This window comes from Allorhizobium sp. GW101-3B10, assembly GCF_059424725.1.
Window position 1 is genome coordinate 2,058,313 of sequence record NZ_JBWKZR010000001.1, and the last position, 12,235, is coordinate 2,070,547.

A 12,235-nucleotide genomic window follows, 5' to 3' on the forward strand; every position below is an offset into this window, starting at 1 on the left:
GCCGATCGCATAAATGCCGCGAGTTGGCGCGCTATTTAGCGGAATCAGTTGCCGAAAGCAACCGGTTCCGTAAAGATTCTTAAGATCCCGCCAGGCTCAGAGCCCGGCGAGTATCCCTTCTATGTCCGCCGTGACGGCGTCGATCTCGGCCATGCCGTCCACCGACTTCAGAATGCCCTTGGCGTAGTAGTAGCCGATCAGCGGCGAGGTCTTCTTGTAGTAGTCCTGAAGCCGCGTGGTCATGGTCTCAGCGTTGTCGTCGGGACGACGCTTGAACTCGGTCGAGCCGCACTTGTCGCAGACGCCCTCGACCTTCGGCTTCTGCAGCCGGTCGTGGTAACCCGTGCCGCACTTGGCACAGGTGTAGCGGCCCGAGACACGATCGACGAGGACCGAATCATTCACCTGCAACTCGATGACAACATCCAGCTGCATGGATTTGGCGGCAAGCATCGCCTCGACCGAATCGGCCTGAACGAGCGTTCGCGGATAGCCGTCGAGGATGAACCCCTTGGCACAGTCCGGCGCATCAATGCGTTCCGAGACGATGGCGTTGACGATATCGTCGGACACCAGGTTCCCGGCATCCATGACCGCCTTGGCCCGCTTGCCCACTTCCGTACCGGCGGTGACCGCTGCACGCAGCATGTCTCCGGTCGAAAGCTGCGGGATACCGTACTTCTCGACTATACGCTGGGCCTGGGTGCCCTTCCCTGCACCCGGCGGCCCCAAAAGGATAAGTCTCATCGTCCCCTCTTTCCTCCACGCAACTTCGACTTCTTGATCAGGCCCTCATATTGCTGGGCAATCAGGTGACCCTGGATCTGTGCTACAGTATCAAGGGTGACGCTGACAACAATCAAAAGCGAAGTACCACCAAGGGCTAATGGTATGCCCGTCTGGGACACCAGGATCTCGGGGAGGATGCAGACGAAGACGAGGTAGAGCGCGCCGATCACGGTGATGCGGGTCAGCACGTAGTCGATGTATTCGGCGGTACGCTCGCCGGGACGGATGCCCGGGATGAAGCCGCCGTGCTTCTTCAGGTTGTCGGCCGTGTCCTTCGGATTGAAGACGATGGCCGTGTAGAAGAAGGCGAAGAAGGCGATCAGCGCACCATAGAGCGCCATGTAGAGCGGCTGGCCATGGCCCAGCGCCGACACGATCGTGGTTGCCCAGCCGGGCAGCGTGGAGGTGCCGGCAAACCCCGCAGCCGTCGCCGGCAGCAGCAGCAGCGACGAGGCAAAGATCGCCGGGATGACGCCCGAGGTGTTCAGCTTCAGCGGCAGGTGCGAGGTGTCGCCCTGGAACATGCGGTTGCCGACCTGGCGCTTCGGATACTGGATCAGCAGCCGGCGCTGGGCGCGCTCGACGAAGACGATCAGCGCAATGACGGCGATGGCGACGACGATGACCAGCAGGATCAGCACGGTCGAAAGCGCGCCGGTACGGCCGAGTTCGAGCGTGTGGGCAAGCGCCGTCGGCAGGCCTGCGGCAATGCCGGCGAAGATGATCAGCGAGATGCCGTTGCCGATGCCGCGCGAGGTGATCTGCTCACCGAGCCACATCAGGAACATCGTGCCGCCGAGCAGCGTGACGACGGTCGAAATACGGAAGAACCAGCCCGGATCAACCACCATGCCCTGCCCGCTTTCGAGGCCGACGGCAATGCCGTAGGCCTGGAGCGTGCCGAGCAGCACGGTGCCGTAGCGGGTGTACTGGTTGATGATCTTGCGGCCCTGCTCGCCCTCTTTCTTGAGGTTCTCGAGCGCCGGGACGACCGAGGTCATCAGCTGCACGATGATCGAGGCGGAGATGTAGGGCATGATGCCGAGGGCAAAGATCGCCATGCGCTCGACGGCACCGCCGGAGAACATGTTGAAGAGGCCCAGAATACCGCCCGCCTGGCCCTTGAAGGCCGCCGCATAGGCTTCGGGGTTGAGGCCGGGCAGCGGAATGTGAGTGCCCAAGCGATAGACAAGCAAGGCGGCCAGCGTGAACCACAGACGCTTCTTCAGATCCTCCGCCTTGGCGAAGGTCGAGAAGTTGAGGTTCGAGGCCAATTGTTCCGCTGCAGAAGCCATAAAATTCTCCGCAAAAGCAAAACCGGCGGCGTGCATACGCCAAGGCCGGAGGCTATCGTCCAATGTTTTTAAGAAAACCGGGCGTCGGAGGGATTGCCGAGCAATCGCATGCCTCACCCTTGTTTTCCAGAATATCCCGGAAGACGAAACGACGTCACTCCGTCCTGGGATCGTGAGGCTCACATATGGGAGCAAAATCGCCCGGTGTGAAGCACCCCGGGCGATCTATTCATGACTTATTCAGCGACTTCAGCCGCTGCGGCGAGCAGCTTGACGGTGCTGCCGGCCTTTTCGAGCTTCTCGAGAGCGGCCTTCGACGCGCCGGCAACCTCGAGGGTCACCTTGGCGGTCAGTTCGCCGTCGGAGAGAACGCGAACGCCGTCCTTGGCGCGACGGATCACGCCGGCTGCCTTGAGGGCAGCGGCATCGATCGTTGCCTTCGGGTCGAGCTTCTTGGCATCGATCGCGGTCTGAATACGGCCGAGCGAAACGGTGGCGTAGTCAGTCTTGAAGATGTTGGTGAAGCCGCGCTTCGGCAGACGACGATAGATCGGCATCTGGCCGCCTTCGAAGCCGTTGATCGCAACGCCCGAACGAGCCTTCTGACCCTTGACACCGCGACCACCGGTCTTGCCCTTGCCCGAACCGATACCGCGACCTACGCGCATACGGTCCTTGCTGGAGCCTTCGTTGTCTTTGATTTCATTCAGTTTCATGATGATTTCCCCCGTCTCACTTCTCGTCGACGACGCGAACGAGATGCTGGACAGCACGGATCATGCCGCGAACCGAAGGAGTGTCCTCCAGGGTGCGGACCCGGTGCATCTTGTTGAGGCCCAGACCGATGAGCGTCGAGCGCTGCACCGCCGGACGGCGAATGGGGCTGCCGATCTGTTCGACCGTAACCGTCTTTGCTTCAGTCTTCTTCGTAGCCTTAGCCATGGATCAGACTCCTCTTATTCTTCAGACGCATTGCCGGAAGCGGCACGGCGAGACTGAAGCGTAGCATACTTGATGCCGCGCTGAGCTGCGATGTCCTTCGGATGCACCTGATGCTTCAGGGCGTCGAACGTGGCGCGAACCATGTTGTAGGGGTTCGAAGAGCCGGTCGACTTGGCGACAACGTCGTGCATGCCGAGCGTTTCGAAGACGGCGCGCATCGGGCCGCCTGCGATGATGCCGGTACCGGCCTTGGCCGAGCGCAGCAGAACCTTGCCGGCGCCGTGGCGACCGTTGACGTCATGGTGGAGCGTACGGCCGTCGCGCAGCGGTACGAAGATCAGTTCGCGCTTGGCAGCTTCCGTTGCCTTGCGGATGGCTTCCGGCACTTCACGTGCCTTGCCGTGGCCGAAACCGACGCGGCCCTTCTGGTCGCCGACGACGACGAGGGCTGCGAAGCCGAAGCGACGGCCACCCTTCACCACCTTGGCGACGCGGTTGATCGCGACCAGCTTGTCGACGAATTCGCTGTCACGCTCTTCACGGTTCTGACGGTCGTCCCGCGAACCACGCTTTTCTTGTGCCATTGTCCTTTTCCTTTTTCTTTTCCGGGTGCAATCGGCAGATTACTTATAATTCCGCCCTGCCCTTCGGGCATGGACGCGAATCCGGGAGTGTCCGGCAATAAGCCGGAAAACCGCCCGAGCGCAAGCCCGGGCGGAATTTCTTAGAAGTTCAGACCGCCTTCGCGGGCTGCTTCCGCCAGGGCCTTGATGCGGCCGTGGTAGATGAAGGCGCCACGGTCGAATACAACGTCCTTGACGCCAGCCTTGACGGCCCGCTCGGCGACCAGCTTGCCGACGGCTGCAGCTGCAGCGGTGTCGGCGCCGGTCTTCAGGCCCGAGCGCAGATCGGTATCGAGGGTCGATGCTGCGGCCAGCGTGCGGCCTGCGACATCGTCGATGATCTGAGCGTAGATGTTCTTCGACGAGCGATGTACCGACAGACGCGGACGGCCGTTGGCCACCGCCTTGATCTGACGTCGCACGCGATTGGCACGACGTACAAGTGCTTCTTTCCTGCTTGCCATTTCGCGCGTTCCTTACTTCTTCTTGCCTTCTTTGCGGACGATCCGCTCTTCGGCATACTTGACACCCTTGCCCTTGTAGGGCTCGGGGCCGCGATATTCGCGGATTTCAGCAGCGACCTGACCGACCTGCTGCTTGTTGATACCGGAGATGACGATTTCCGTCGGCTTCGGAACCGCGATCGAGATACCGACCGGCGGCTCATAGACCACATCGTGGCTGAAACCGAGAGCCAGCTGCAGGTTCTTGCCCTGCAGAGAAGCGCGGTAACCGACGCCGTTGATTTCGAGCTTGCGCTCGTAACCGTCCTTGACGCCCTTGAAGATGTTCTCGACCATCGTGCGGGACATGCCCCACTTGGAACGAGCATCCTTGGAGTCGTTGCGCGGCATGACAACAACAGCGTTGTCTTCGAGCGCTACGGAGATTTCGTCATTCGCGACGAAGAACAGTTCGCCCTTGGGGCCCTTTGCAGTCACCTTCTGACCGTCGACGACGGCCGTGATCCCTGCAGGAACCTGAACGGGCTTTTTACCGATACGAGACATGTTTTGATCCTGTCTGTTCGCTAGGGAGATCCTTGCTCAGTCTTAGAAGACCGAGCAAAGAACCTCGCCACCAACATTCTGTTCGCGAGCCTGGTGATCGGCCATTACACCCTTCGGAGTCGAAAGGATCGTAATGCCGAGGCCGTTCGCGACCTGCGGGATGGACTTAACCGAGACATAAACTCGGCGGCCCGGCTTGGAGACGCGGCCGATTTCGCGGATGACCGAAGCACCTTCGTAGTACTTCAGTTCGATCTGCAGTTCGGCCTTGCCATTGTCGTACTTAACTTCGGAATAACCGCGGATGTAGCCTTCAGCCTGAAGGACATCGAGAACGCGTGCACGAAGATTGGAGGCCGGGGTCGAAACCGAGCTCTTGCGGCGTGCAGCGCCATTGCGGATACGGGTGAGCATATCGCCCAACGGATCAGTCATCGTCATTTGCCCGTCTCCTTACCAGCTCGACTTGACAATGCCCGGCACCTTGCCGGAATTGCCCAGCTCGCGAAGCGCGATACGCGACATCTTGAGCTTGCGGTAGAATGCGCGCGGACGACCTGTCACTTCGCAACGGTTGCGAATGCGGGTCTTGGAGCCATCGCGCGGCAGTTCTGCCAGCTTCAGTGTTGCCTTGAACCGTTCTTCGATCGGAAGCGACTGGTTCATGATAGTTGCCTTGAGGGCAGCACGCTTCACAGCATGCTGGGCAACTGTCTTGCGGCGGCGCTTGTTCTTTTCAACTGCGCTTGTTTTCGCCATATCGAAGTTCCTCTTCTACGCTCGTCGTTACGGTTACTGACGGAACGGGAAGTTGAACTCTTTCAAAAGAGCCCGTGCTTCGTCGTCCGTGTTTGCCGTCGTGCAAACGATGATGTCCATGCCCCACATCTGATCAACCTTGTCGTAGTTGACCTCAGGGAACACAATGTGTTCCTTGATGCCCATGGCGAAGTTGCCACGGCCATCGAAGGACTTCGGGTTCAGACCACGAAAGTCGCGAACGCGCGGAAGCGCGATGTTGATCAGGCGGTCCAGGAATTCGTACATGCGAGCGCCGCGCAGGGTGACCTTTGCGCCGATCGGCATGTTTTCGCGCAGCTTGAAGCCGGCGATCGAATTGCGGGCGCGGGTGATGACCGGCTTCTGACCAGCGATGGCAGCCAGGTCGGCGGCAGCAACGCTGGGCTTCTTCGAGTCAGCAGTCGCTTCGCCGACGCCCATGTTGATCACGATCTTGTCGAGCTTCGGGATCTGCATTTCGTTCGAGAACGAGAACTGCTCCTGCAGCGCCTTGCGGATGCGGGTCACATATTCCTGCTTGAGCCGCGGCTCATACTTTGCCTCAGCCATCGATCACTTCTCCCGAACGCTTGGCCACACGCACCTTCTTACCTTCGATGACCTGGAAACCGACGCGGGTCGGCTTGCCGTCCTTGTCAGCGACAGCGAGGTTGGAAAGGTGGATGGAGGCTTCCTTGTTGATGATGCCGGCTTCTGCGGTCTGGGTCTGGCGCTGGTGACGCTTCACCATGTTCACGCCACGCACAACCGCGCGGTCTTCCTTCGGCATCACTTGAATGACTTCACCGGTACGGCCCTTGTCCTTACCGGTCAATACGACGACCTTGTCGCCTTTACGGATCTTTTGCATCGCCATTGCTCCTTACAGTACTTCCGGAGCCAGCGAGATGATCTTCATGTGGTTCTTGGCGCGAAGTTCGCGCGGAACCGGTCCGAAGATACGGGTGCCGATCGGCTCTTTCTTGTTGTCGATAAGAACGGCAGCGTTGTTATCGAAGCGGATGACGCTGCCGTCGGCGCGACGGATGTCCTTGGCGGTGCGCACGACAACCGCCTTCATCACGTCACCCTTCTTTACGCGGCCGCGCGGAATAGCTTCCTTGATCGAGACGACGATGATGTCGCCGACAGAAGCATATTTACGCTTGGAGCCGCCCAGCACCTTGATGCACATGACACGACGTGCGCCGGAATTATCCGCCACGTCGAGGTTAGTCTGCATCTGAATCATGTCAGGTCGCCTTCTTGTTGTACCGAAACGGTTGGGCTGGAAGCCCCCTATTCCGGCTTATGTGTAATTTCTATCGTCGCGCGAGAAGATCTTGCCAGGGTGGTTTCCGGTTAAGGACCTTCCGTGCGCTCAAAGCAAAAGAACGCCCGTTGCCGGAGCGTTCCTGCGCCAATGGCCTGCTTCATACAGATTTCTGCGCTTGGCGCAAGGGCCAGGCGCAAAACTCTGCAAATTAAGCGTGGGCGGAGATGACCGTCCAGCGCTTGTCCTTGGAGATCGGTGCGCATTCCTCGATGGAAACCACGTCACCAACCTTGTACTGGTTGTTCTCGTCGTGTGCCTTGTACTTCTTCGAACGACGAACCGTCTTCTGGAGAAGCGGGTGAGCGAATCGACGCTCGACCCGGACCACGACAGTCTTTTCGTTCTTGTCGCTGACAACGACGCCCTGCAGAATGCGTTTAGGCATATTATTCTGGTCCTTTAGGCCTTGGCTTCTGCCGCCTTCTGGCGGGCAATGGTTTTCACGCGCGCGATGTCACGACGGACTTCCTGGATACGCGAAGACTTCTCAAGCTGGCCGGTCGCCTTCTGGAAGCGCAGGTTGAACTGCTCCTTCTTCAGCTTGGCAAGCTCGTCATTCAACTGATCGGCGCTCATGGCGCGAACGTCTGCGGCTTTCATGGGCTTGATCCTTACTCTGCAATGCGCTGAACGAAGCGCGTCTTGACCGAGAGCTTGGCCGAACCGAGACGAAGCGCCTCGCGGGCGATTTCCTCGGACACACCATCAATCTCGAACATCATACGGCCGGGCTTGACCTTGCAGGCCCAGTACTCGACCGAACCCTTGCCCTTACCCATACGCACTTCGGTCGGCTTGGCAGTGACCGGAACATCGGGGAATACCCGGATCCAGACACGGCCCGCACGCTTCATGTAGCGGGTGATCGCACGACGAGCAGCTTCAATCTCGCGGGCGTTGACGCGGTTCGGCTCAAGAGACTTGAGACCGAACTCGCCGAATGCCAGGTCGAAACCGCCCTTGGCAACACCCTTGATGCGGCCCTTGAACTGCTTGCGGTACTTAGTACGCTTTGGCTGCAACATTTTCTTATTCTCCGAACTTATCTTTCGCCAGCGCTAATCAAGCGTTCTCGCGGCGACGGTCGCCACGATCACCACGATCACCGCGGCTTGCGGGACCCTGCGCATCGCCTTCCATGCCGCGACGCTCGGAAGCCATCGGATCGTGCTCAAGGATTTCGCCCTTGAAGATCCAGACCTTGACACCGCAGATGCCGTAGGCAGTCAGCGCCTCGGCAACGCCGTAGTCGATGTCAGCGCGCAGGGTGTGAAGCGGCACGCGGCCTTCGCGGTACCATTCGGTACGCGCAATTTCCGCACCGCCGAGACGGCCGGCGCAAGTGATCTTGATGCCTTCGGCACCGAGACGCATGGCCGACTGAACGGCGCGCTTCATGGCGCGACGGAAAGCGATACGACGTTCCAGCTGCTGGGTGATCGACTGGGCAACGAGCGTTGCGTCGATTTCCGGCTTGCGCACTTCAACGATGTTGAGGTGCGTTTCGGAGTTCGTCATCTCCGAGAGCTTCTTGCGAAGCTTCTCGATGTCTGCGCCCTTCTTGCCGATGATCAGGCCCGGACGAGCCGAGTGGATCGTAACGCGGCACTTCTTGTGCGGACGCTCGATGACCACCTTGGCGATGCCGGCCTGCTTCAGCTCTTCCATCAGGTAAGCGCGGATCTTGAGATCCTCATGGAGCAGCTTGCCGTATTCGGCGTTGTCGGCGAACCAACGGCTGTCCCAGGTGCGGTTGATGCCCAGACGGAAACCGATTGGATTGATTTTCTGACCCATTATGCGGCCTCCCCATTGGCTTCGACTTCGCGCACCACGATGGTGAGATGCGAGAACGGCTTTTCGATGCGCGATGCGCGGCCACGGCCACGAGCGTGGAAACGCTTCATGGTGATCGACTTGCCAACATAGGCTTCCGCCACGATCAGCTGGTCGACGTCGAGATCATGGTTGTTCTCGGCGTTAGCGATCGCCGATTCCAGGGTCTTGCGAACGGTGCCAGCGATACGCTTGCGCGAGAATTCCAGATCGGCGAGCGCCCGCTCGACCTTCTTGCCGCGGATGAGCGCAGCAACCAGGTTGAGCTTCTGGGGGCTGACGCGGATCGTGCGCGCAACAGCTTGCGCCTCGTTGTCCTTCAGCCGACGTTCGGCTTTTGCCTTGCCCATCGTTACTTCCTCTTCGCCTTCTTGTCCGCACCGTGACCGTAATAGGTCCGGGTCGGAGAGAATTCACCGAACTTGTGGCCGACCATGTCTTCGTTGACGCTGACCGGAACATGCTTGCTGCCGTTGTAGACGCCGAAGGTGAGACCGACGAACTGGGGCAGGATCGTGGAGCGACGGCTCCAGATCTTGATCACTTCGCTACGACCGCCTTCACGAACCTTCTCAGCCTTCTTGAGAAGATAGCCGTCAACAAACGGGCCTTTCCATACTGAACGAGCCATTTCTGACTAACCTCTCTTACTTCTTCTTCAGGTGGCGGGAACGCATGATGAACTTGTCGGTCGACTTGTTCGAGCGAGTCCGCTTGCCCTTGGTCGGCTTGCCCCACGGGGAAACCGGGTGGCGACCACCGGACGTGCGACCTTCACCACCACCGTGCGGGTGGTCGACGGGGTTCATGACGACACCGCGGTTATGCGGGGTCTTGCCGCGCCAGCGGGTACGACCGGCCTTGCCGTCGTTGATGTTGCCATGGTCCGGGTTGGACACGGCACCAATGGTGGCGAGGCACGAGCCCGGAACGAGGCGCTGTTCGCCGGAGTTCAGGCGCAGGATGGCCATGCCGGCATCGCGGCCGACCAGCTGCACATAGGTGCCGGCCGAACGAGCGATCTGACCGCCCTTGCCCGGCTTCATTTCGACGTTGTGGATGATCGAACCGACCGGGATCGACTGAAGCGGCATGGTGTTGCCGGGCTTCACGTCGACGGCCTTCTCGGACGCGATCACCTTGTCGCCGGCAGCCAGACGCTGCGGAGCCAGGATGTAGGCCTGTTCGCCGTCGGCATAGCTCACCAGAGCGATGAAGGCGGTGCGGTTCGGGTCGTATTCCAGACGCACGACGGTGCCTTCGACGTCGAACTTGCGACGCTTGAAGTCGACCAGACGATAGGTACGCTTGTGACCACCGCCGATGAAGCGGGCGGTGATGCGACCCAGGTTGTTACGGCCACCGCTCTTGGACAGACCTTCCGTCAGAGCCTTGACCGGCTTGCCCTTGTAGAGGCTGGAGCGGTCGACGATGACGAGCTGACGCTGGCTCGGCGTGGTCGGATTGAAATGTTTCAATGCCATTGTTCTTGTTCCCTACCTCAGACGCCCGTCGACACGTCGATGGACTGACCTTCGGCGAGCGTGACGATCGCCTTCTTGACGTCCTTCTGCTTGCCGGCGAAGCCGCGGAAACGCTTTACCTTGCCCTTGCGGACGAGCGTGTTCACAGCGGTGACCTTGACACCGAAGAGCGCTTCGACAGCAGCCTTGATTTCCGGCTTGCTGGCACCCTTGGCGACGTTGAAGACGACCTGGTTCTGTTCGGATACCATGGTCGACTTTTCAGTGATCGACGGAGAGACGATCACGTCGTAGTGGCGAAGATCAGTCATTTGAACCGCTCCTCCAGAGCTTCAACCGCAGCCTTGGAAAGCACGAGCTTGCCGCGACGCAGGATGTCGTAAACGTTGATGCCCTGAACCGGCAGAACATCGATGTTCGGGATGTTTGCGGCTGCGAGCTTGAAGTTGCTGTCGATCTCGGCACCGCCGATGACCAGAGCGTTGGTGAGGCCGAGCGTCTCGAAGTTGCCGACGAGCGCCTTGGTCTTTGCTTCGGCGGCGACGAGCTGATCGATGATGATCAGGTCTTCCGACTTCAGCTTGGCCGAGAGCGCGTGACGCAGAGCGAGAGCGCGAACCTTCTTCGGCAGGTCATGGGCGTGGCTGCGAACAACCGGGCCGTGAGCCTTACCACCGCCGCGGAACTGCGGAGCGCGTGCCGAATGGTGACGAGCGCGGCCGGTGCCCTTCTGCTTGTACATCTTGGCGCCGGTGCGCGAAACTTCCGCGCGGGTCTTGGCCTTGTGGGTGCCCTGACGCTTGTTGGCGAGCTGGTAGCGGATCATGCGGGCGAGGATGTCCTCGCGCGGGTCGAGACCGAAGATCGCATCCGACAGGGAAACCTTGCCGGCGTCTTTGCCCTCGAGGGTTGTGACGTTCAATTCCATGGTGTGGCTCCCTTACTTCGCTGCCGACTTGACGGCGTCGCGCACGATGATCCAGGAACCCTTGGAGCCGGGAACGGCACCCTTCACAAGGATCAGACCGCGATCTTCATCGGTCGAAACGACTTCCAGATTCTGGGTGGTGACGCGGGTCTGACCCATGTGGCCAGCCATGCGCTTGCCCTTCCATACGCGGCCCGGATCCTGGTTGGAACCGGTAGAACCGTGCGAACGGTGGGAAACCGACACACCGTGCGTTGCACGGAGACCGCCGAAGTTGTGGCGCTTGATGGCACCGGCAAAACCCTTACCGATGGTCGTGCCGGTCACGTCGACCAGCTGACCGGCGGTGAAGTGGCCAGCGGTGAGCTGGGTGCCGACGTCGATGAGGTTGTCTTCCGAAACGCGGAACTCGACGAGCTTCGCCTTCGGCTCGACGCTTGCAGCGGCGAAATGGCCGCGCAGGCCCTTCGAGGTATTCTTGACCTTCGCCTGGCCGGCGCCGAGCTGGACGGCGACGTAGCCGTTCTTCTCGGTCGTACGCTGGGCAACGACTTGTACGTTATCCAGACGCAGAACTGTTACCGGGATATGCTCGCCGGCGTCGTTGTAGACGCGCGTCATTCCCACTTTCTGTGCAATCACACCTGAACGCATTGGTTCATTCCTCTTGAGAGTCGCACCAGGTTCCGAAGAACCCGAAGCTTGCCTCTTTGTTTAAGGATTCCATTCAAGCCCTTCCGGACTATCAGGTTTCCCGTTTCGAGAAGTCGTTGGCAGGACTTGCCACGTACCTTCCTTGTTATTTCGGCTCTCGCCGGAATTTCTTCTTAGAGCTTGATCTCGACGTCAACGCCGGCAGCCAGGTCGAGCTTCATCAGAGCGTCGACGGTCTGCGGGGTCGGATCAACAATGTCGAGCAGACGCTTGTGCGTGCGCATTTCGAACTGTTCACGGCTCTTCTTGTCGACGTGGGGCGACCGGTTGACGGTGAACTTTTCAATGCGGGTCGGGAGCGGTACCGGGCCGCGAACGCTTGCACCAGTGCGCTTTGCGGTCGAGACGATCTCCCGCGTAGAGGCATCGAGAACCCGGTGATCAAACGCCTTGAGGCGGATACGGATATTCTGGCCGTTCATTCGACTTATCCTTGTTTCTTTTCTTGCGTCTCGCATGCGCAGAGACAGTGAATTACGAATTGCTGGCCGGCCCCTG

At 59.9% G+C, this 12,235-nt stretch carries 23 protein-coding genes; all 23 read right to left on the reverse strand.

What is annotated here, in order from left to right; all coding sequences use genetic code 11:
- Positions 1 to 96 precede the first annotated feature (96 nt).
- The 23 genes from AC07Y0_RS10070 to rpsJ all read right to left on the reverse strand — a co-directional run bounded on the left by AC07Y0_RS10070 (position 97) and on the right by rpsJ (position 12,159).
- Positions 97 to 747 (reverse strand): adenylate kinase, encoded by a 651-nt coding sequence (locus AC07Y0_RS10070; protein WP_028735886.1) that lies wholly within the window; start codon positions 745 to 747, stop codon positions 97 to 99.
- Positions 744 to 2,084 (reverse strand): preprotein translocase subunit SecY, encoded by a 1,341-nt coding sequence (secY, locus tag AC07Y0_RS10075; protein WP_498676875.1) that lies wholly within the window; start codon positions 2,082 to 2,084, stop codon positions 744 to 746. The genes AC07Y0_RS10070 and secY overlap by 4 nt, the downstream gene beginning before the upstream one ends.
- A gap of 236 nt (positions 2,085 to 2,320) precedes the next feature.
- Positions 2,321 to 2,800 (reverse strand): 50S ribosomal protein L15, encoded by a 480-nt coding sequence (rplO, locus tag AC07Y0_RS10080; RefSeq protein ID WP_498676878.1) that lies wholly within the window; start codon positions 2,798 to 2,800, stop codon positions 2,321 to 2,323.
- A gap of 16 nt (positions 2,801 to 2,816) precedes the next feature.
- A complete protein-coding gene (gene rpmD, locus AC07Y0_RS10085) occupies positions 2,817 to 3,026 on the reverse strand; it encodes a 50S ribosomal protein L30 (protein ID WP_028735889.1) in 210 nt (69 codons plus the stop codon).
- A 14-nt stretch (positions 3,027 to 3,040) separates the two neighbouring features.
- Positions 3,041 to 3,610, reverse strand: a complete 570-nt coding sequence (rpsE, locus tag AC07Y0_RS10090) for a 30S ribosomal protein S5 (protein WP_454745570.1) — start codon at positions 3,608 to 3,610, stop codon at positions 3,041 to 3,043.
- Between the two features lie 140 nt (positions 3,611 to 3,750).
- Entirely contained in the window at positions 3,751 to 4,113 is a 363-nt protein-coding gene (gene rplR / locus AC07Y0_RS10095; RefSeq protein ID WP_454745569.1) for a 50S ribosomal protein L18, read from the reverse strand.
- Between the two features lie 12 nt (positions 4,114 to 4,125).
- Positions 4,126 to 4,659 (reverse strand): 50S ribosomal protein L6, encoded by a 534-nt coding sequence (gene rplF / locus AC07Y0_RS10100; RefSeq protein ID WP_498676880.1) that lies wholly within the window; start codon positions 4,657 to 4,659, stop codon positions 4,126 to 4,128.
- A gap of 42 nt (positions 4,660 to 4,701) precedes the next feature.
- Complete coding sequence (gene rpsH / locus AC07Y0_RS10105) at positions 4,702 to 5,100, reverse strand: 30S ribosomal protein S8 (protein WP_115672069.1); 399 nt, start codon at positions 5,098 to 5,100, stop codon at positions 4,702 to 4,704.
- A 12-nt stretch (positions 5,101 to 5,112) separates the two neighbouring features.
- Complete coding sequence (gene rpsN, locus AC07Y0_RS10110; protein ID WP_028735894.1) at positions 5,113 to 5,418, reverse strand: 30S ribosomal protein S14; 306 nt, start codon at positions 5,416 to 5,418, stop codon at positions 5,113 to 5,115.
- Between the two features lie 33 nt (positions 5,419 to 5,451).
- On the reverse strand, positions 5,452 to 6,009 hold the full coding sequence (rplE, locus tag AC07Y0_RS10115) for a 50S ribosomal protein L5 (RefSeq protein ID WP_498676884.1): 558 nt from the start codon (positions 6,007 to 6,009) through the stop codon (positions 5,452 to 5,454).
- Positions 6,002 to 6,310, reverse strand: coding sequence for a 50S ribosomal protein L24 (rplX, locus tag AC07Y0_RS10120; protein WP_454287333.1), 309 nt, complete (start codon positions 6,308 to 6,310; stop codon positions 6,002 to 6,004). The genes rplE and rplX overlap by 8 nt, the downstream gene beginning before the upstream one ends.
- Positions 6,311 to 6,322: 12 nt before the next feature.
- Positions 6,323 to 6,691, reverse strand: coding sequence for a 50S ribosomal protein L14 (rplN, locus tag AC07Y0_RS10125; protein ID WP_003495199.1), 369 nt, complete (start codon positions 6,689 to 6,691; stop codon positions 6,323 to 6,325).
- Positions 6,692 to 6,923: 232 nt separating this feature from the next.
- Positions 6,924 to 7,160 carry a 30S ribosomal protein S17 gene (gene rpsQ, locus AC07Y0_RS10130; protein ID WP_028735897.1) on the reverse strand — a complete coding sequence of 79 codons (237 nt, stop codon included), beginning with the start codon at positions 7,158 to 7,160 and terminating at the stop codon, positions 6,924 to 6,926.
- 14 nt (positions 7,161 to 7,174) lie between these two features.
- Positions 7,175 to 7,375, reverse strand: coding sequence for a 50S ribosomal protein L29 (gene rpmC / locus AC07Y0_RS10135; RefSeq protein WP_028735898.1), 201 nt, complete (start codon positions 7,373 to 7,375; stop codon positions 7,175 to 7,177).
- Positions 7,376 to 7,386: 11 nt separating this feature from the next.
- Positions 7,387 to 7,800 carry a 50S ribosomal protein L16 gene (gene rplP, locus AC07Y0_RS10140; protein WP_009109534.1) on the reverse strand — a complete coding sequence of 138 codons (414 nt, stop codon included), beginning with the start codon at positions 7,798 to 7,800 and terminating at the stop codon, positions 7,387 to 7,389.
- 37 nt (positions 7,801 to 7,837) lie between these two features.
- A complete protein-coding gene (gene rpsC, locus AC07Y0_RS10145; RefSeq protein WP_498676888.1) occupies positions 7,838 to 8,572 on the reverse strand; it encodes a 30S ribosomal protein S3 in 735 nt (244 codons plus the stop codon).
- Positions 8,572 to 8,961 carry a 50S ribosomal protein L22 gene (gene rplV / locus AC07Y0_RS10150; RefSeq protein WP_037172647.1) on the reverse strand — a complete coding sequence of 130 codons (390 nt, stop codon included), beginning with the start codon at positions 8,959 to 8,961 and terminating at the stop codon, positions 8,572 to 8,574. The genes rpsC and rplV overlap by 1 nt, the downstream gene beginning before the upstream one ends.
- Before the next feature lie 2 nt (positions 8,962 to 8,963).
- Positions 8,964 to 9,242 (reverse strand): 30S ribosomal protein S19, encoded by a 279-nt coding sequence (gene rpsS, locus AC07Y0_RS10155; RefSeq protein ID WP_028735901.1) that lies wholly within the window; start codon positions 9,240 to 9,242, stop codon positions 8,964 to 8,966.
- A gap of 16 nt (positions 9,243 to 9,258) precedes the next feature.
- Entirely contained in the window at positions 9,259 to 10,095 is an 837-nt protein-coding gene (gene rplB, locus AC07Y0_RS10160) for a 50S ribosomal protein L2 (RefSeq protein ID WP_498676890.1), read from the reverse strand.
- A gap of 17 nt (positions 10,096 to 10,112) precedes the next feature.
- Positions 10,113 to 10,406, reverse strand: a complete 294-nt coding sequence (locus AC07Y0_RS10165; protein WP_028735903.1) for a 50S ribosomal protein L23 — start codon at positions 10,404 to 10,406, stop codon at positions 10,113 to 10,115.
- Entirely contained in the window at positions 10,403 to 11,023 is a 621-nt protein-coding gene (gene rplD / locus AC07Y0_RS10170; RefSeq protein WP_028735904.1) for a 50S ribosomal protein L4, read from the reverse strand. The genes AC07Y0_RS10165 and rplD overlap by 4 nt, the downstream gene beginning before the upstream one ends.
- Before the next feature lie 12 nt (positions 11,024 to 11,035).
- A complete protein-coding gene (gene rplC, locus AC07Y0_RS10175; protein ID WP_028735905.1) occupies positions 11,036 to 11,677 on the reverse strand; it encodes a 50S ribosomal protein L3 in 642 nt (213 codons plus the stop codon).
- Between the two features lie 173 nt (positions 11,678 to 11,850).
- The gene (rpsJ, locus tag AC07Y0_RS10180) at positions 11,851 to 12,159 is read right to left on the reverse strand and encodes a 30S ribosomal protein S10 (protein ID WP_006728688.1); all 309 of its coding nucleotides are present in this window, start codon (positions 12,157 to 12,159) and stop codon (positions 11,851 to 11,853) included.
- Between the last annotated feature and the right edge of the window lie 76 nt (positions 12,160 to 12,235).

Bases quoted from the DNA above. Each gene is read 5' to 3' on its own strand.
- rpmD (WP_028735889.1), bottom strand. From the start codon at position 3,026: ATGGCTAAGGCTACGAAGAAGACTGAAGCAAAGACGGTTACGGTCGAA.
- AC07Y0_RS10165 (WP_028735903.1), bottom strand. From the start codon at position 10,406: ATGACTGATCTTCGCCACTACGACGTGATCGTCTCTCCGTCGATCACT.
- AC07Y0_RS10070 (WP_028735886.1), bottom strand. From the start codon at position 747: ATGAGACTTATCCTTTTGGGGCCGCCGGGTGCAGGGAAGGGCACCCAG.
- rplP (WP_009109534.1), bottom strand. From the start codon at position 7,800: ATGTTGCAGCCAAAGCGTACTAAGTACCGCAAGCAGTTCAAGGGCCGC.
- rpsN (WP_028735894.1), bottom strand. From the start codon at position 5,418: ATGGCGAAAACAAGCGCAGTTGAAAAGAACAAGCGCCGCCGCAAGACA.
- rpsQ (WP_028735897.1), bottom strand. From the start codon at position 7,160: ATGCCTAAACGCATTCTGCAGGGCGTCGTTGTCAGCGACAAGAACGAA.
- rpsC (WP_498676888.1), bottom strand. From the start codon at position 8,572: ATGGGTCAGAAAATCAATCCAATCGGTTTCCGTCTGGGCATCAACCGC.
- rplX (WP_454287333.1), bottom strand. From the start codon at position 6,310: ATGCAAAAGATCCGTAAAGGCGACAAGGTCGTCGTATTGACCGGTAAG.
- rpsE (WP_454745570.1), bottom strand. From the start codon at position 3,610: ATGGCACAAGAAAAGCGTGGTTCGCGGGACGACCGTCAGAACCGTGAA.
- rpsJ (WP_006728688.1), bottom strand. From the start codon at position 12,159: ATGAACGGCCAGAATATCCGTATCCGCCTCAAGGCGTTTGATCACCGG.
- rplF (WP_498676880.1), bottom strand. From the start codon at position 4,659: ATGTCTCGTATCGGTAAAAAGCCCGTTCAGGTTCCTGCAGGGATCACG.
- rplB (WP_498676890.1), bottom strand. From the start codon at position 10,095: ATGGCATTGAAACATTTCAATCCGACCACGCCGAGCCAGCGTCAGCTC.
- rplN (WP_003495199.1), bottom strand. From the start codon at position 6,691: ATGATTCAGATGCAGACTAACCTCGACGTGGCGGATAATTCCGGCGCA.
- rplC (WP_028735905.1), bottom strand. From the start codon at position 11,677: ATGCGTTCAGGTGTGATTGCACAGAAAGTGGGAATGACGCGCGTCTAC.
- rplD (WP_028735904.1), bottom strand. From the start codon at position 11,023: ATGGAATTGAACGTCACAACCCTCGAGGGCAAAGACGCCGGCAAGGTT.
- rplO (WP_498676878.1), bottom strand. From the start codon at position 2,800: ATGAAACTGAATGAAATCAAAGACAACGAAGGCTCCAGCAAGGACCGT.
- rplR (WP_454745569.1), bottom strand. From the start codon at position 4,113: ATGGCAAGCAGGAAAGAAGCACTTGTACGTCGTGCCAATCGCGTGCGA.
- rpmC (WP_028735898.1), bottom strand. From the start codon at position 7,375: ATGAAAGCCGCAGACGTTCGCGCCATGAGCGCCGATCAGTTGAATGAC.
- rplE (WP_498676884.1), bottom strand. From the start codon at position 6,009: ATGGCTGAGGCAAAGTATGAGCCGCGGCTCAAGCAGGAATATGTGACC.
- rpsH (WP_115672069.1), bottom strand. From the start codon at position 5,100: ATGACGATGACTGATCCGTTGGGCGATATGCTCACCCGTATCCGCAAT.
- rpsS (WP_028735901.1), bottom strand. From the start codon at position 9,242: ATGGCTCGTTCAGTATGGAAAGGCCCGTTTGTTGACGGCTATCTTCTC.
- secY (WP_498676875.1), bottom strand. From the start codon at position 2,084: ATGGCTTCTGCAGCGGAACAATTGGCCTCGAACCTCAACTTCTCGACC.
- rplV (WP_037172647.1), bottom strand. From the start codon at position 8,961: ATGGGCAAGGCAAAAGCCGAACGTCGGCTGAAGGACAACGAGGCGCAA.